The sequence below is a fragment of the Methylobacter sp. sgz302048 genome, assembly GCF_052162025.1.
GTDB lineage: Bacteria > Pseudomonadota > Gammaproteobacteria > Methylococcales > Methylomonadaceae > Methylobacter.
The window spans coordinates 1-16,695 of the sequence record NZ_CP197401.1 but is presented as its reverse complement, the minus strand read 5'-3'; the positions used below and the strand labels follow the sequence as shown (position 1 = coordinate 16,695).

The 16,695-nt window shown below is 52.6% G+C and carries 12 protein-coding genes; 3 read left to right on the top strand and 9 right to left on the bottom strand.

Annotated features, from left to right (window positions below):
- Positions 1–4 precede the first annotated feature (4 nt).
- Complete coding sequence (locus tag ACTNE6_RS00060) at positions 5–832, top strand: symmetrical bis(5'-nucleosyl)-tetraphosphatase (protein WP_442498172.1); 828 nt, start codon at positions 5–7, stop codon at positions 830–832.
- A 144-nt stretch (positions 833–976) separates the two neighbouring features.
- On the opposite strand, the gene ACTNE6_RS00055 is transcribed toward ACTNE6_RS00060, so the two are convergent.
- Both ACTNE6_RS00055 and ACTNE6_RS00050 read right to left on the bottom strand, forming a co-directional pair.
- The gene (locus ACTNE6_RS00055) at positions 977–2,701 is read right to left on the bottom strand and encodes a multicopper oxidase family protein (RefSeq protein ID WP_442498171.1); all 1,725 of its coding nucleotides are present in this window, start codon (positions 2,699–2,701) and stop codon (positions 977–979) included.
- An 82-nt stretch (positions 2,702–2,783) separates the two neighbouring features.
- Positions 2,784–3,278, bottom strand: a complete 495-nt coding sequence (locus tag ACTNE6_RS00050) for a dihydrofolate reductase (protein ID WP_442498170.1) — start codon at positions 3,276–3,278, stop codon at positions 2,784–2,786.
- 62 nt (positions 3,279–3,340) lie between these two features.
- Between ACTNE6_RS00050 and ACTNE6_RS00045 the strand changes: the two genes are divergently transcribed.
- Positions 3,341–4,357, top strand: a complete 1,017-nt coding sequence (locus tag ACTNE6_RS00045) for an asparaginase (protein WP_442498169.1) — start codon at positions 3,341–3,343, stop codon at positions 4,355–4,357.
- Between the two features lie 646 nt (positions 4,358–5,003).
- Here the strand turns inward: ACTNE6_RS00045 and thyA are convergent.
- Positions 5,004–5,837, bottom strand: a complete 834-nt coding sequence (gene thyA, locus ACTNE6_RS00040) for a thymidylate synthase (RefSeq protein ID WP_442498168.1) — start codon at positions 5,835–5,837, stop codon at positions 5,004–5,006.
- Positions 5,821–6,615 (bottom strand): prolipoprotein diacylglyceryl transferase, encoded by a 795-nt coding sequence (lgt, locus tag ACTNE6_RS00035; RefSeq protein WP_442498167.1) that lies wholly within the window; start codon positions 6,613–6,615, stop codon positions 5,821–5,823. The genes thyA and lgt overlap by 17 nt, the downstream gene beginning before the upstream one ends.
- A gap of 386 nt (positions 6,616–7,001) precedes the next feature.
- On the opposite strand from lgt, the gene ACTNE6_RS00030 reads away from it, so the two are divergent.
- The gene (locus ACTNE6_RS00030) at positions 7,002–7,334 is read left to right on the top strand and encodes a DDE-type integrase/transposase/recombinase (protein WP_442498166.1); all 333 of its coding nucleotides are present in this window, start codon (positions 7,002–7,004) and stop codon (positions 7,332–7,334) included.
- 85 nt (positions 7,335–7,419) lie between these two features.
- Here ACTNE6_RS00030 and ACTNE6_RS00025 read toward each other — a convergent pair whose 3' ends face one another.
- From ACTNE6_RS00025 to dnaA, 5 genes are all read right to left on the bottom strand, one after another.
- Positions 7,420–9,954, bottom strand: coding sequence for a DUF7948 domain-containing protein (locus ACTNE6_RS00025; protein WP_442498165.1), 2,535 nt, complete (start codon positions 9,952–9,954; stop codon positions 7,420–7,422).
- A 595-nt stretch (positions 9,955–10,549) separates the two neighbouring features.
- Positions 10,550–12,964 (bottom strand): DNA topoisomerase (ATP-hydrolyzing) subunit B, encoded by a 2,415-nt coding sequence (gyrB, locus tag ACTNE6_RS00020; protein ID WP_442498164.1) that lies wholly within the window; start codon positions 12,962–12,964, stop codon positions 10,550–10,552.
- Between the two features lie 46 nt (positions 12,965–13,010).
- Complete coding sequence (recF, locus tag ACTNE6_RS00015; protein WP_442498163.1) at positions 13,011–14,087, bottom strand: DNA replication/repair protein RecF; 1,077 nt, start codon at positions 14,085–14,087, stop codon at positions 13,011–13,013.
- 8 nt (positions 14,088–14,095) lie between these two features.
- A complete protein-coding gene (gene dnaN, locus ACTNE6_RS00010) occupies positions 14,096–15,196 on the bottom strand; it encodes a DNA polymerase III subunit beta (protein WP_194968946.1) in 1,101 nt (366 codons plus the stop codon).
- A 182-nt stretch (positions 15,197–15,378) separates the two neighbouring features.
- Positions 15,379–16,695: a chromosomal replication initiator protein DnaA gene (gene dnaA / locus ACTNE6_RS00005; RefSeq protein WP_442498162.1), complete on the bottom strand. Its 1,317-nt coding sequence runs from the start codon at positions 16,693–16,695 to the stop codon at positions 15,379–15,381.

Below are 16,695 nucleotides of genomic sequence, written 5' to 3'. Positions count from 1 at the left end.
TAAAATGTCTATCTATGCCATCGGCGATATCCAGGGCTGCCATGATGAGCTATTGCGGCTGCTGGATACAATCAATTTCAACGAGAACACGGACCAGCTCTGGTTCGCCGGCGATCTGGTCAACCGCGGACCTAAGTCGCTGGAAACGCTGCGGTTTGTCAAAGCCCTGGGTGATGCCGCCGTGACCGTGCTTGGCAATCATGATCTGCATTTGCTGGCCGCGGCCTGCTTGCCGGAACAGGCCGGCAAGCACGACACGCTGGCGCCGGTTTTGAAGGCGCCGGACCGCGATGAATTGCTCGATTGGCTCAGGCACCGCCCGCTGTTTCATTACAACGACGATTTCTGCCTGCTGCATGCCGGCCTGCCGCCGCAATGGGACTTCAACAAGACCCGGAAAATGGCCTTATTTGCCGAGAGAGCGCTGAGAGGCCCCGATTATCAGCGGCTGCTGACGCACATGTACGGCAACAAGCCCGACATCTGGTCGCCCACGCTGACCGGCATGGCCAAACTGCGGTTTATCCTCAATTGCTTCACGCGCATGCGTTATTGCGATGCTTACGGGCGGCTCGATCTCATCAATAGCGGGCCTTTGGGCTCCCAGCCTGAAAAACTGATGCCCTGGTTCCAGGTGCCCAAACGCAAAAACGCCAACCTGCGCATCATCTTCGGCCACTGGTCCACGTTGGGCTACTATGAAGGCTATAACTGCTATGCCATCGATACCGGCTGTCTTTGGGGCGGTCAGCTGACCGCATTGAAGCTGGGCGAGCAGGTGCAGCGTTTCAGCATTGACTGCCCCGGCGCCAGGAAGCCTGGCAAGGTTTAGGATAGGGCGAGAAATCACTTTCCGAATCTTGACGAGCGACAAGGTGTGGGGGCGAATACCCAAAGGGCACAAGTGAATTCGCCCCTACATAAGCACTGATTTCATCGGCAAGTCTCGCGGAGGGCATCGTTCCCACCGCGGCTGTCAGTACACGTAAAAGTTCCTCATCATGCCCAGATCCTCATGTTCCAGGTTGTGGCAGTGATAAAGATACAAGCCTTTGAAATCCTGAAACGGCTTGATGATTTCGACTTCTTCCCCGGGCATGACCAGCACCGTATCTTTCAAGCCGGAGTCGACAAACCCGTGCCTGACGGTCTCGTAGTCTTCCCTGTCGACATGCCCTTCTTTGCGCGACAGCACCTGGAATTGCTGGCCGTGCAGATGAATCGGATGCGCCATCGCCATCATCATGCCCCCCATCATGCCGCCGCCCATCTCATCCATCATGCCCATGCCTCCACCTCTACCGCCCATGCCGCCGTGGTGCATGCCCCCCATGTCGTGGTTGTTTGCCTGCTCAGCCATCTCATGCGCCTCATGAGGATGAAAAATCTTGATTTTCTTGATCGAGCCCAGCTTGACCTTCTCAATCTCCATGACCTCGTCCAGCGAGAAAGGCCGCCCGTTCACCAGCGGCCTCATATGCCTCTCGGTAATCGCAATCGGCAGCGGGTTATCGGCGTTATCGACATCTTTTTCGGTCAGCCGCTGACGGCGCACTAATTGCACCGGCAGTTTGGGAGAGTCGCCGACTTTTTCGGTGACATGGAATATCGCAATCGGAAATTTCTCACCTTGCCCTAAGCCGCCCGACATCATGCCCATGCCGCCCATCATGCCCCTGCCGCCTTGACCGCCTCCGCGCATACGTTGCATGCGCTCAAACATGGGCGGCATAGTACCGCTGAAAGGCAGGCTGTACATGGCGAGTTTCGAGCCAACCGGACGGCCGCTGAAATCCAGCCATAAATCGATCCGGTCGCCCGGGGCGAGCATGACATAGGGTTTGGTTTCCGGCTTTTCCAGCAGACTGACATCGGTCCCGATCGCCGTCAGCGGCGTACCGTCGTCCCAGCCCAGCTTGTAGATGCGCGATGTCGAACCATTCAGCGCCCGGAACCTATAAGCGCGCGACTTGACGGCAAACTCGGCATTGGGCTTGCCGTTGACCAGAATCGTATCGCCCAAAAAGCCCATCATGCGGTCGTGCATGCCGCGCACGTACTGCAGCTGGCCGTTTCTATTGAATTGCTTGTCCTGGATGACCAGCGGCAGATCATATTCGCCGGTCGGCAGGCCCAGCTTTTTTTCCTCCTCATCGGTCACTTTCAGCAAACCGGCGAGCCCGAAATAAACCTGCGTGCCTGTCAAATTATGCGCATGCGAATGATAAAAACTGGTGCCGGCGTTGTTCAGGACTTCATATTCATAGACAAAACGTTCACCGGGCTCGATCGAATACATCGGATGGCCGTCGCTTTTCTGCGGCACATGCAGGCCATGCCAGTGCATGATCGAATGCTCGAACAGATTATTGTCGAAGTAAATTCTGACTTTCTGGCCTTTGGCAAAACTGAGAGTCGGTCCCAAATAGTTGTCTTCGAACGACTGCACCGTGTTTTCAGGGCCTTTCAATAATTTTGCGAAGTATTTCTGTACCTTGGTTTTAGAGCCGTTGTTCAGAATAGGCACGAACACTTCGCGCGCCGAGAATTCAATTTCTACATCGGGCTTAAAGCCCGGCGTCGGGCTGCTTCTTGCCGACTTGGGATTGGCCAGCAGCAGTTCGGGAAACATCGCGGCCGCTGCACCGAAAGCGGAATACTGTAAAAACTGACGTCTGCCGTAATTGATTGAGTGAGTCATTTTTACCCTTCCTTATACCTGATAGTATTTGGTTAACAGACCAGCCTATGCCCTTTAATCCCGCCTCGCTATCAGCATTAATTCAAGTTATTGATTTTTCGTATTTTATAAAACTGTAGCTGAACCCGGCATCGGGATCGTTGTCAATATCCTCGCGCGACACCTCAGTCCAATGCCGGGCATCGATTTCCGGGAAAAAAGCATCGCCTGAAAATTCTTTATTGATCAAGGTCACATAAAGCGCATCGGCCCTCGATAGCATCGCTTTATAAAGCTCCGAGCCGCCGATTACAAAAATCTCCTGGAACTTTTGACCGCAACTTTCTATCGCTGTTTCAATATCGTTGAAAACCAGGCAGCCTTCCTGTTTATAGAAGGGGTCCCTGCTGATGATCACGTTCGTGCGGCCGGGCAAGGGTCTGCCTATCGATTCGTAGGTTTTCCTGCCCATCACAATAGGCGACCCCATGGTAATTTGCCTGAAGCGTTTAAGATCGGCCGACAGGTGCCACGGCAGTTGATTATTGATGCCGATGACGCGGTTGCTCGCCATCGCGACGATAAGTGATATTTTCATTTGAATGCGCAAATCGCTTTGATATTCTTTAAGGTATTATTAATAAAACACTGCATCATACTATGAAAAATATTCTGGTTGTATTCACAGGCGGAACCATCGGCTCCACGGCGGTCGGGGGCACCATCAACACCTCCGATGCGGCGCCGTACAAATTGATCCAGTTGTTTCAGCAGCACCACGCCAGCCGTGAACAGATCAGTTTCCACAGCGTCCAGCCCATGCAGATCCTGAGCGAGAACCTAGCGCCGGTGGTCTGGGAAAAGCTGATCGCCGTCATTGAGGCTCAAGATATTGACCGCTACGACGGCGTCATCATCACGCACGGCACCGATACGCTGGCTTTCACGGCATCGGCGCTCGGCTTGTATTTCAATGCGCTGGACATTCCGATTCTGCTCGTTTCCAGCGACAGCCCGCTGGATGACCCTCACGCCAACGGCCTGCCCAATTTCATCTGCGCCGTTGAGTATATCCTGCAAGGACGCGGAGCCGGCGTTTTTGTCCCTTACACCAACCGCAACCAGACCACGCAACTGCACCGGGGCACGCGCCTGGCGTCGTCGCTGCAACTGGGCGGCGATTTCATGAGCGTGCAGGGCAAAAGCCATTGCCGGTTCGTCAACGGCGCTTTCACGCAAAACGGCTTTATCGATACGCAGAAATTACGCCAGCCTGTGCCGTTGAAAGCCGATTTCACCAAGCGTGTCCTGCTGATCAGGCCGTATCCGGGGCTGGATTACCGCTACATCAATCTGGATGCGGTCGATGTGGTGCTGCACGATTTATACCATTCCGGCACGGCCTGTTCCTCGGCGCAATGGGGCGATCAGTTCTCGCTGCTGACCTTCATCAGACAATGCCGGGAGCGCGGCATCAAAGTCTATCTGGCCCCGGCGGTCAAATCCGACAACGCTTACGAAAGCACGCGCGAATTGCTGCAGGAAGGCGCGGAAATGATCTGGAACATGTCGCTGGAAACGGCCTATGTGAAACTGCTGCTGGCCTACGGCAATTTCAGCGACGAACGGCAGATTATGGACTTTATCGATCGCGATGTGGCCTGCGAGCATGTGTAAGGCTGGATTGAAGCTTTAGTAAACTTAACGTTAGGGCTTCAAAAATTCTGGGCTTTAACGTGTACAGAAAAATCTATTGAAAAAAAAATTACTTTAGTGTAGCTTCATGCATTTGTTTGTACCTAAATATTTTTGATATTGAAGGTACACTTCAAAAAACCTCCCTATGCTACTCACACAGGGAGGCAAAGTGTTATAAAAATTTGCTAATTTTTAAACTGAGAACTAAAGCCAAAATTGCGACTAACAGCCCCATCATTGCGATGATGGCCATTTTATCGCTTGGACTAGCAATCAGTATTTTCTTCAAAATACTTAGCACTAAGGAATCTCCTTATTTGCTGGTTAATAATCCGTCATTAACTTCTAATTGACGGGCCCTTTATGAGAGTCGGTTATTGCGAGTAACCGACTTTCTTTTTATAACCCTGTTTATTTGTAAAAATAATCAGAGGACCATTTAATATTACCAGTTGTTTATAAGTTACATTGAAAATTAGTTAAATATTTAAGCTATTTAATATTTATTAATTTTAAAAATAATAACTTAAAGCACAAGCTTCCTAATTTGTAATCCTCAAATTACTTAAACACATTAACTATTAAGCTTCAATCATTGCATCTATAATCATTCACCCTTTCCCAGCTAAACAGAAATCGGCGCTCTGATAGCCTCATGCGCCTGATAATCAGCAATCTCGAAATCATCATACTGATAATCGAATATCGATGCCGGCCTGTGCTTTATTTTCAACGTCGGCAATGCATAGGGCTGACGCGTCAGTTGCAGTTTGGCCTGTTCCTGATGGTTCAGGTACAAATGCACGTCACCACCGGTCCAGATAAAATCGCCGACCGCCAAATCGCTCTGCTGAGCCACCATATGCGTCAATAACGCATAACTGGCGATATTGAAGGGCACTCCCAGGAACGTGTCGCAGCTGCGCTGGTAGAGCTGGCAAGACAGCCTGCCGTCAGCCACATAGAACTGAAAAAACGCATGGCAGGGCGCCAGAGCCATCTTGCCCTGCGCAACATTCTGCTGCGGGCTGATGCGCTCATCGGGCAGTTCGGCCACATTCCAGGCCGAAACGATGATGCGCCGGCTGTTCGGCGTCTCTTTCAGTTGATCTACAACCTGCTGGATCTGGTCTATATGCCGGCCATCAGGCGTCGGCCACGAGCGCCATTGCCGTCCGTACACAGGCCCCAATTCGCCCTGCTCGTCGGCCCATTCATCCCAGATGCTGACTTTATGCTGATGCAGATAAGCCAGATTCGTATCGCCTCTCAGAAACCACAGCAATTCATGGATAATCGATTTCAGATGGACTTTTTTAGTCGTGACCAACGGAAAGCCCTGATCCAGAGCAAAACGCATCTGATGGCCGAAAATCGACAATGTGCCGCTGCCCGTTCTGTCGCCTTTCAGGTTTCCTTCCTTCAGAATTTTATCGAGCAGATCAAGATACTGTTGCATGGACTTTCTTATGGGCAAAATAAAACATCAAGCCGCCGATGATGATCATGGGCGTGGACAGGATCTGCCCCATCGTAACCCAGTCCAGGGCCAGATAGCCGATATGCGCATCAGGCATTCTGAAAAACTCGACAAAAAACCGGAAGCAGCCGTACAGCATGACAGCCAGCCCGGTCGCGGCCATGGTCGGCCGGGGCTTGCTAGTGTAAATCCACAGAATCGCGAATAATACGACGCCTTCCAGAAAGGCTTCGTACAATTGCGAAGGGTGCCGCGGCAGCGGCCCGCCGTTCGGGAACACCATGCCCCAGGGCACATCGGTGGTCCGGCCCCACAGTTCCGAGTTGATGAAGTTGCCGATACGACCGGCGCCCAGGCCGATAGGGGCAAGCGGCGCGATGATATCGGTCAGTTGCAGCATTGTGCAGTGCTGTTTCCTGCCGAACAGCCACATCGCGATAAATACGCCCAGCATGCCGCCGTGGAACGACATGCCGCCCTGCCAAATCTTGAACAGAATCAGCGGGTTATTGAGAAACTCGCCGAAGTTGTAGAATAGGATATAGCCGATTCTGCCGCCCAGAATCACGCCCAGGGCGCCGTAGGTCACCAGGTCTTCTATCGCCTCGGGCCTGATCGGCGACCACGGCTTTTCGGCTCTTTTTTTGCCCAGCACCCAGACGGCGGCAAAGCCTAGCAGATACATCAGGCCGTACCAGTGAACTTTCAAAGGGCCGATACTGATGGCGATCGGATCGATATTCGGATAAGTCAGCATGATTTATTAAATGTCGTAGTTAGTTATAAAAGGAAGCCTTTATTTTAAGTCATCCGTGACTTAGCTAATTTTAAAAATGGCGCAAATAATGACAAATTTCGGAAATCGTGACAAAGCTAATGACAAAATTTTCAGTCAGAAGCGGCTCCAACGGGAAAGGAAAAGGTTCATATCCGAAAATTACAGCCCATAGTCCCATCGACTACATGCTGATCTAATCCAGATTATAACCCGCAGCAACTACCTCCAGCCTATTAAGTTATCAATCTCGCCTTCCGCCTCGAGCAATAACCGGCGCTAGGCAGCGAATGTTACATATTCAGCATAAGCATCCGCTTGCTTCTTGAATAGGATATCAGCATTAGAAAGCACATTTCGATCATTAAATGCCAAGAAACGATTTTGCTGCGTTAGTGGAAGGGACATCGGTTTCGGTAAGCTATGTGCTCATTGTTTATCGCGACAAGCAGGCGCTCCAGGAAGAAACCGGTCAATCCATCGAAATTCATCAGAGCAAATATCTGAACAATTTCGTCGAGCAGGGCCATCGGGCCATCAAGTGCATTATTCGATCAATGCTCGGCTTCAAAGCTTTTCGTCCGGCCGGAATCATTTTGCAAGGCATTAAACTGATGCATAGGGTTAAAAAAGGCCAGCTGGTTTCTGACTATGGGCAAGATCTATCTGTCACAGGACAATTCTATTCATTAGCGGCCTAAAACTCCGCGAAGATAACCGAACCATAGTCAAAGAAAAAATTAACGCAACAGAACCGTCGCTCCTCTCCTGGAGCGTGCTGATCGTCTACATAGTGCTGGGGATCGTGTTGACGACGTTCACGGTCACGCGGGCCGCGTGCGCGACCGAGGTTCCCGGAAACCCGATGATCCACAGCGTGTACGTGCCGGGCGTGACGGTGGACGCGACACCGATGGTAAGCGTGAAAAAGAAGGACCCATTGGGCGGGAGGGAGCCGATGTCCTGGGGAAAACCGGGCGCCGTGAAGCCAGCCGGCAGCGCTCCTCCGGTCGGCTGGGCAAAGATCCCGAGCTTCACGGCCTCTCCCGTGAACCCGTTCAGCGAGTTCACCGTCACCGTCGCCAGGCCCTGTCCGCCCGGGGTGACGTTGATCGTAGGAAGGGGCGAGAAGGAGTAGTCGCTGACGAGGACGAGCTTAGCAACGAACCCATCGCTGGCGCCACCGCCGTGCCTCGGCTGAGCGGCTCCCGGCTGGTCGTTGTTGCTCGGTGGGATCTCGCCCGCCAGATACACGTTGAACCCCGAGATGGACGGCGGAACGGCGAGGGCAGTCGCGACGTCGGACGATCCAAAGGAATAGAAAGCCGAGAGCGTGCGGACCGCCGGGTTCGCGGTTGGAAAGCTTTCAGCGAAGGCCTTCAGGTCGTACCTGAGGACCCACAGAAAGGCATCGGGACCGGCGATCCCGCCCGGGTCCGTATCGAGCGATCCCGCCACGTTGACGACCGGCCCGAAGAACGAGCCGCCGACGCCCAGGGCGAGCACCCGGTCGACGCCGCTGGCGCCCACGTAGCTCGCCTGGATCACGTTCGCCAGGCTGGAGTTGAGACGAGCCACAAAGCCGTCCGCGGCCCCTCCGAACGTCGGTTGGAGCCCTCCCAGCGTTCCGGGGAAGCTCGAGGCAGTGGTCTCTCCGGCGACGAACACGTCCGGCCCTGAAACGGCTATGGCGTGCGCGATGTCCTGGCCAAGCCCCCCGAGGTAGGTGGCCCGCACGTGCGTGGTCAAACTGCTGGTCAGGAGCGCCACAAAGGCGTCGGACTGGCCGTCGGGATAATGGATCTCCTGAGCGCCTCCCGCTGCCTTCGGAAAGTCTGTCGAGACGGTTTCCCCTGTCGCGTAGACAAACCCCGCCGAGACCGCGATGGCGTTGATGGAATCGGAGGAGCGACCTCCCAGGTACGTCGCCTGCGTCAGGCTCTTCAGATCAGCGGAGAACGCGGCGATGAAGCCGTCGTTCGTGTTCTGGCCGACAGGGCGGATGACCGGGTCCCCGTTCAGCGGCTGAGCGCTGTCGAGGGTCCCGACGAGATCGTGCGAGGCCGTCCGGCCCGCCACGAACACGGCATAGGCGCCCCCAAAAAGAGCCACGCTGCTGGCGGCGTCCTCGTCGGTGCCTCCGAAGTAGGTCGCTTGAGTCAACGCCTTCAAGTTCGAGGTAAGGAGCGCAGCAAACGCGTCTTTGCCCCCCGCGTTCTCCGGTCGGGCGCCTCCGGTCGTTCCCGGAAAGTCCGTCGATGTCGTCGAACCTGTGGCGTAGATGCCGGCTTCCGAAACCGCGAGACCGCTCACGGAGTCGTCGCTGGTCCCCCCTAGATACGTCGTCTGGATGATCGTCTTCAAGTCCGAACTGAGGAGAGCGACGAAGCCGTCGCTCGGACCCGCCAGGACAGGCCGAACCCCTCCCGCCGTCCCTGGAAAGTCCGTCGAATCGGTAGTCCCCGCTACAAGCACGCTCGACGCCGAAGCGACTGAGGCGGTGACGCGGTCCCCTCCTGATCCCCCGAGGTAGGTGCGTTGGATCAAGGGGTCGATCACGAGGTCCTTCGTCCGGTCGTACTGCCCCACGTCAAAGCGGTAGTTCGTCCCATCGACCGCATAGGCGACCTCCACAGGGTGTGCGCGGCCCGCGACCGTCTGGTAGGCCTTCGGCCTGCTGAAGACGACCGTGCCAAGCCCCGTACCGACCTCGAGTTCGCCCTTGTCGTTCACCCGGAGGAACGTCGCGCCAGAGATGCTCACTCCGATCTTCTTGGGCCTCGCGCCGGGCTTGACGCGGAAGAGTTTCTCGACGGTTGCGTGCGCCGCTCTCAGCTCGACCTCGATCCCCTCATACACTTCACCGAAGGTCACGCGACCGTAAGTCGGGACGTTCGCTCTCCAGGCGGACTCCTCACTCCCGATCAGATAGTTCACCTCGGTTGGGGCTTTCTCTGCACCTTCCACCAAGGCGGCGGCACCGCCGACGAACGCCTCCTTCAGGAACCAACCCGTCATCCCAGCCTTGCCGGACACCTTCGGGAGGTCGTACACGATCTCGCCGATCCGGGTGACATAAACAGTGCCGCCATCGACCCCCGCATAGAATCTCACCCGCTCGTCGGTCTGCCCCTGGTTCGTGATGAAGGGCACGCTCGGATGAATGAGCTTTCTGCTCACTTGCGGCTCGCCGCCATGCTTGGGCGAAGCAAGCGCGACCGTCCCCTGGAAGGCCAGCAGCCCCAGGAAAAAGTACCATAAACCCAGAAACCGGCCGCGGGAGCCCGGCTTCCTGTCCCTTTGCCGCGTCGAGTACTGCATGATTCCTCCTTCGGGCTTGGACCTGTCCATGGCGCTCATCCTCCGCTTGGGCAGAATCTGAGCCTCGCAGAGTTTAAATTTAGGAAAAATAAACGCTTTTTTCTAATTTCTATGATCGGCTTCGCTGCATCAAGTTCCGATCAGGGGTGTTCAATGCTTGATGCTTTGATAGTTTAAGATGCGCTCCAGGCTAATGGCGTTGTCATAGAAAGCGGTAGCGATATTGGGGTCTGATCACGAAATGGGAAATATGGAGAATTTATCTTGAAAAGATAAATGTTCTGGAAACAGTGGCGTTAGCCAGTCTAGTAGGCCGGAATAAACCGGTTCGAGCGGTAGCAAGAACTGGTGTTTCCGATAGAAAATTATTACACGAATTTTTCCGTGTTTATTAGTAAAACCCGTTTTTCATTACCTATAAATTAACAACTACCCGCTCAAGCGGGTAGTTGTTAAGTCTAATTCAATTTACTTAGTCATTACTCAACGTATGTTAAGTTCAAGCAATAGAACACGGACAAAAACCCGTCTTATCTATGCCATCCATGTTCTATATCTATCACTACTGAGTAGTTATTTCAGAAAAATAATATAACTAAACATCCAGGTTAGTCACATCCAACGCATTCTTCACAATGAAATCTCTGCGCGGCTCGACCACATCGCCCATCAACGTGGTGAAAATCTCATCGGCGGCAATCACATCCTCGATCCTGACCTGCAGCAGCCTGCGGTTATTGGCATCGAGTGTGGTTTCCCAGAGCTGTTCCGGGTTCATTTCGCCCAAGCCTTTGTAGCGTTGAATATGCTGGCCTTTCTTGACTTCCCGCATCATCCATTCGAACGCTTCCTTGAAGCTGCCGACATGCTGCTGCCGTTCGCCCATCTGAATAAAGGAATGCTCGCCGAACATGCCGGCCGTGTCCTGCGCATATTGCGCGATCTGCTTGTAGTCCTTGCCGACAAAGAACGCCGCCTGCACGATAAAGGTTTTAGTGATGCCGTGCTGACGCTTATTGACGATGACTGAGAAATCATTGCCGCTCTTGTAGTCGATCTCAATCGAGAACAGCGCTTCGCCGGCATTTTGATTCAGCCGGCGTTCCATGTCCGCAAACCAGGCCGCAAGCTTTTGCTGGTCTTGTTTGATCTCATCATCCAGAACACCTATAACGGACAGCTGTTCCAGGAAACTGTCGTCGTAACGTCTGAACAGGCGATTGATCGTGCTGACCACGCCGGTAAACTCGCGGGCCAGTTTTTCCAGGCCCTGGCCTTGAATCGGCGGCGCCGAGGCATCGGTAAACAGTTGCGCCTTATCGAGCGCCAGCTGGATCAGGTATTCATTCAATTGCGCATCGTCTTTGACATAATGCTCCTGCTTGCCTTTTTTGACTTTGTACAGCGGCGGCTGGGCGATATAGATATAGCCTTTCTCGACGATTTCAGGCAGTTGCCGATAGAAGAACGTCAGCAGCAGGGTACGGATGTGCGAACCGTCGACGTCGGCATCGGTCATGATGATGATGCGGTGGTAGCGCAGCTTGGCCAGATTGTATTCGTCCTTGCCGATGCCGCAGCCTAGCGCCGTGATCAGCGTGCCGACTTCCTCGGACGAAATCATTTTGTCGAAACGCGCTTTCTCGACATTCAAAATCTTGCCTTTCAGCGGCAGGATGGCCTGAGTCCTGCGGTCCCTGCCCTGTTTGGCCGAACCGCCGGCCGAGTCCCCTTCCACGATGAACAGTTCGGACAGGGCCGGGTCTTTTTCCTGGCAGTCGGCCAGTTTGCCCGGCAGGCCGGCGATGTCCAGCGTGGTTTTGCGCCGCGTCATTTCGCGCGCCTTGCGGGCGGCTTCCCTGGCCCGGGCCGCATCGACGATTTTGCCGGCGATGGCTTTGGCGATTTGCGGCCGCTCCAGCAGGAATTCCTGCAATTTCTCGTTCATGGTCGATTCAACCAGCGGTTTGACTTCCGACGAAACCAGCTTGTCCTTGGTTTGAGATGAAAACTTCGGGTCCGGCACCTTGACGGACAGCACGGCCGTCAAGCCTTCCCGCGCGTCGTCGCCGGTCGTGGCAACTTTCTCTTTTTTCGCCAGACCGCTGGATTCGATGTATTGATTGATCGTGCGCGTCAGCGCGCTTCTGAAACCGGCCAAATGCGTGCCGCCATCGCGTTGCGGGATATTGTTGGTATAGCAGAACACGTTTTCCTGATAGGAATCATTCCACTGCATCGCCACTTCGACGGTGACGCCGTCTTTTTCCGCGACGAAATGAAACACTTCGGGAAACAGCGGCGTTTTGTTCTTGTTCAGATGCTCGACAAAGGCGCTGATGCCGCCTTCAAACTCGAAAACATCGCTCTTGTCGGTACGTTCGTCTTCCAGGCTGATGCGCACGCCTGAATTCAGGAATGACAGCTCCCGGAGTCTTTTCGCCAGAATATCGTAGTGGAACTCCACATCGCTGAACGTCTGGCCGCTGGGTTTGAAGTTGATCAGAGTGCCCGTGCCTTCGGCTGGTCCTACGGCTTCCAGAGGCGCCACCGGCTCGCCCATGATGTATTTTTGTTTATGCAGCAGGCCGTTCTTGCGGATTTCCAGATTCAGCTCCTCCGACAAGGCGTTCACGACCGAGACGCCGACGCCGTGCAGACCGCCCGACACTTTATAGGCATTGTCATCGAACTTGCCGCCCGCATGCAGCACGGTCATGATCACTTCTGCCGCCGACCTGCCCTCTTCCTCGTGGATATCGACTGGAATGCCGCGGCCGTCATCAGCTACCGAAACCGAACCGTTATTATGAATAATTACACGGACTTCCTTGCAGTAACCGGCTAACGCTTCGTCGATGGAGTTGTCGACGACCTCGAAAACCATATGATGCAGGCCGGAGCCGTCATCGGTATCGCCAATATACATGCCCGGCCGTTTTCTGACTGCATCCAGCCCTTTTAAAACTTGAATGTTGGAACTGTCGTATTGATTGTTAGGGTTACTCATGTAGTTGTCCGCTTTCTAGTGTTGCCGTAATGTTCCACGTGAAACATTACAAGGGTTTTATATATCCATGTTCCACGTGGAACATTTTATATTCTTTCAACCGGCTCAATTCGCCAAGGTCAGCCTGTTCGGTGGCTGTGATAAAAACCTGGCATTGCAATTCAGCCAGATAAGCCAGCAGTTTAGCCCGGTTAACCACATCCAGCTCGGCCGCAAAATCATCGATTAAAATGCAGCCGATATTGCCGCGCTCATTGGCCAGCAACTGAACCTGTGCAAGCTTTAAGCTCAGTACCAATAATTTCAACTGCCCACGTGAAACAAAATCTCTCGCCAGCCTGTCATTAACCATCAGCTGAAAATCGGCGCGATGGGGCCCGCTGTGGGTGAAGCCATAACGCAGATCTTTATCCCTATCCTCGGTTAAAACCTGCTGAAACGGCTTGGCGCAATCCCAGCCCGATAAAAGCGTGATGTCTATATGACCAATGTCGAGAAATCGGTTGAGAATTTCAATAAAGACAGGCTTGAACTTCTGTAGGTACTGCTGGCGGCAGTCATTGACTATTGTACCGTAATAAACCACTTCTTTATCCCAAACATTGATTTGTTCGAGATGCTTCGTTTTTAGCAAGTGATTACGTTGAGACAACGCTTTTTTGAATTTGCGCCAGGCTGGTAAAAAATTATTCTGATCATTGAAAACGCCCCAGTCGATAAATTCGCGTCTGACTTGCGGGCCGGCATCGAGCAGTTCATAACTCTTCGGGTGGATCAATTGCAGAGGCAGCGCGTAGGCTAAATCTGATTTCTTTGGCAAAGATTGATGATTGACCCGAATTTCAAAATCTTTTCCGTCCAGCCGAATGCCCAGGTGTCGATGACTGCCATCCGGCTGTAAGGCTTGGGCGGAAACGATTAAATCCTGCTGATTCAAACTGATGACGGGTTTGATCGATACGGAACGAAAAGACCTGGCCCGGCCCAGAATGAAGATAGCTTCTATCAGTGAGCTTTTGCCGCTGGCGTTTTCTCCAACAATAAAGTTGATTGCTGGAGAAGGCCTGATAGATTCCCGTCGGATATTTCTGACATGGTAAATATCCAGTTTCAGCAAGCTCATTCGTAATATTACAGTCTCATCGGCATGACGATGAATTTGTACGACGTATCGTTGGGCTCATCGATGAAGCAGGTGCTGGCATTGCTGGCGATGGTCAGTACCGCCAATTCGGAGTCCAGATTTGAAACGGCGTCCAGTAAATATTGGGCATTGAAAGCGATCGACAAAGGTTCGCCCGTGTATTCAATAAAAAGCTCTTCCTCGGCTTCATCATGCTCGGGATTGTGTGTGCTGATTCTTAAACTGTCCGGCACAATGTCAAGCGTGACGCCTTTGAATTTTTCATTCGACAGAATCGCAACGCGGGTCAAGGCTTCTTTTAATGACTGCTTCTGGATATGGATCTGGTTAAAAAACGACTGCTGGAAAACCTTGCTGAAATCGGGGTACTTTGAATCGACCAATTTGGCTGAAAATACCAGATTCTTGATAAAGATGCGGATATTGTTGCCGGAAAATTCGACTCTCAACTCGGCATCAGGATCATCGAGCAACCGGACTAGTTCCAGAACGCCTTTTCTGGGCAGAATAATCCGCGCTTCATAGCCGGTTGCCTGATCCAGTTGATCTTCATAAATGGACAAACGATGGCCGTCGGAAGCGACCAGCTTCAATTTGCTGTTAGAAATATGCAGCAGCAGGCCGTTCAGGTAATAACGGACATCCTGATTAGCCATGCAGAAGGTCGTTTTCTCCAGCGCTCTTTTAAATTTGCCGGCATTAATAAAAAACTGGTGCTCAAACTCTGATTCGGCAAATTCTGGATAGTTGTCGGCCGGCAGACAGCTCAAGGAAAAGCGGCTGCGGTTAGACAGAATTTTGACTTTATCGTCTTCCTGCTCAAACTTGATCTCAGCACCGCTCGGCAATAACCGGCAGATATCCAGGAACTTTCTGGCCGGAACCGTGATGGCGCCGGATGTTGCAGTGCCGATCTCGATTTTGGCCACAATCTGAATTTCAAGATCGGTACCGGTCAAGATCAGCCGATTATCTTCAATGACCAGCAAGACGTTCGAAAGAATCGGCATGGTTTGCCTTTTCTCGATGACGCTGACTATCTGCTGCAGGGGCGTTAAAAGTGCTTCTCTATTTATAATAAAGTTCATATAAAGAATTTTCTTGTTGTTACTAGCCGGTATAACACTGTTGAAAACTCGTATTTTACCTTAAAAATCAATGAGCTAGATTGTTAAAAACAATGTGGTTAAAGTTGTAACTGCATGTGTTCTGGCTGTAGCTAAATCGGGCCTGTTAATAACGGCTTTTTTTATCCACAACTTTTTCACGCTTAATGCGATAAAGTTCTCAACAGGTTCGAATAGTCTTCAGCAACCTTGCTGTCGGCTTCCTTGAGTTCGCTGATGCGCTTGCAGGCATTCATGACGGTTGTATGGTCGCGGCCGCCGAACGCCTCGCCGATCTCGGGAAAACTGTGCGAGGTCAATTCCCGAGCCAGGCACATGGCCATTTGCCGCGGCCGGGTAATGGATTGCCGCCTGTTTTTGGACGACAGATCGGCTACGCGGATTTTGAAGTATTCGGCCACGGTCTTTTGGATATTGTCTATGTTGACCAGCTTGTCCTGCAGAGAGATCAGGTCATGCAGCGCCTCTTTGGTGAATTCGGTCGTAATCTCGCGGCCCGTGAATTGAGCATTGGCGATCACACGCCTTAACGCGCCTTCCAGGTCACGTACATTGGACGGAATTCTTTTCGCGATAAAAAATGCGACTTCCTGGGGCAGATCCACATTCGCCAGATGGGCTTTCTTCATGAGGATAGCGGCGCGCGTTTCCATGTCCGGCGGTTCGATCGAAACAGGCAGTCCCCAGCCAAACCGCGATTTCAAGCGGTCTTCCAGTCCGATAATCTCTTTCGGATATTTATCGCAGGTCAGCACGACCTGATGTTTCTTTTCCAGCAAGGTATTGAAGGTGTGGAAAAACTCTTCCTGCGAGCGTTCCTTGCCGGCGAAGAATTGAATATCGTCGATCAGCAGCACGTCAACGCCGCGGTAATATTCTTTAAAGGTATTGATGGAATTTTGCTGCAGCGCCTTGACCATGTCCTGCACGAATTTTTCCGAGTGCAGATAAACAATCGTGGCCGACGGATTTTTTTGCAAAACGGCATTGCCGATCGCATGCATCATATGGGTTTTGCCCAACCCCGAACTGCCGTAAATCAGCAACGGGTTATAAGCCTTGCCGATGTTTTCGGACACCTGGATCGATGCGGCCTTGGCCAACTGATTGGATTTGCCTTCGACAAAATTATCAAACGTGAACGCTTTATTAAGAAAGTTGGGGCTGGCTTTTTTGGTCTCGGCCGGTTTGGCAATCGTTGCGGCGGCAGGTGCGGCCGATTTTTTGGAACCGATTTCAAGAATCAGGTTCAATGTACCATTGGAAAACTCATGGATGGTTTCTTCAATTTTGGCAAAATGATGCTGCTTGACCCAATCCAGCACGAACCGGTTAGGCGCCAGCAGTTTGATGTGCCCGTCGCTTTCTATGGCCTGAAGCGGCCGTATCCATGTACTGAAATCGGAGCTGGAGATTTCATTTTCAAGTTTAGAAAGGCAGTTATTCCAAATTGAGCTCAT

Bases quoted from the DNA above. Each gene is read 5' to 3' on its own strand.
- ACTNE6_RS00060 (WP_442498172.1), top strand. From the start codon at position 5: ATGTCTATCTATGCCATCGGCGATATCCAGGGCTGCCATGATGAGCTA.
- ACTNE6_RS00055 (WP_442498171.1), bottom strand. From the start codon at position 2,701: ATGACTCACTCAATCAATTACGGCAGACGTCAGTTTTTACAGTATTCC.
- ACTNE6_RS00050 (WP_442498170.1), bottom strand. From the start codon at position 3,278: ATGAAAATATCACTTATCGTCGCGATGGCGAGCAACCGCGTCATCGGC.
- ACTNE6_RS00045 (WP_442498169.1), top strand. From the start codon at position 3,341: ATGAAAAATATTCTGGTTGTATTCACAGGCGGAACCATCGGCTCCACG.
- thyA (WP_442498168.1), bottom strand. From the start codon at position 5,837: ATGCAACAGTATCTTGATCTGCTCGATAAAATTCTGAAGGAAGGAAAC.
- lgt (WP_442498167.1), bottom strand. From the start codon at position 6,615: ATGCTGACTTATCCGAATATCGATCCGATCGCCATCAGTATCGGCCCT.
- ACTNE6_RS00030 (WP_442498166.1), top strand. From the start codon at position 7,002: ATGCCAAGAAACGATTTTGCTGCGTTAGTGGAAGGGACATCGGTTTCG.
- ACTNE6_RS00025 (WP_442498165.1), bottom strand. From the start codon at position 9,954: ATGCAGTACTCGACGCGGCAAAGGGACAGGAAGCCGGGCTCCCGCGGC.
- gyrB (WP_442498164.1), bottom strand. From the start codon at position 12,964: ATGAGTAACCCTAACAATCAATACGACAGTTCCAACATTCAAGTTTTA.
- recF (WP_442498163.1), bottom strand. From the start codon at position 14,087: ATGAGCTTGCTGAAACTGGATATTTACCATGTCAGAAATATCCGACGG.
- dnaN (WP_194968946.1), bottom strand. From the start codon at position 15,196: ATGAACTTTATTATAAATAGAGAAGCACTTTTAACGCCCCTGCAGCAG.
- dnaA (WP_442498162.1), bottom strand. From the start codon at position 16,695: ATGAGCTCAATTTGGAATAACTGCCTTTCTAAACTTGAAAATGAAATC.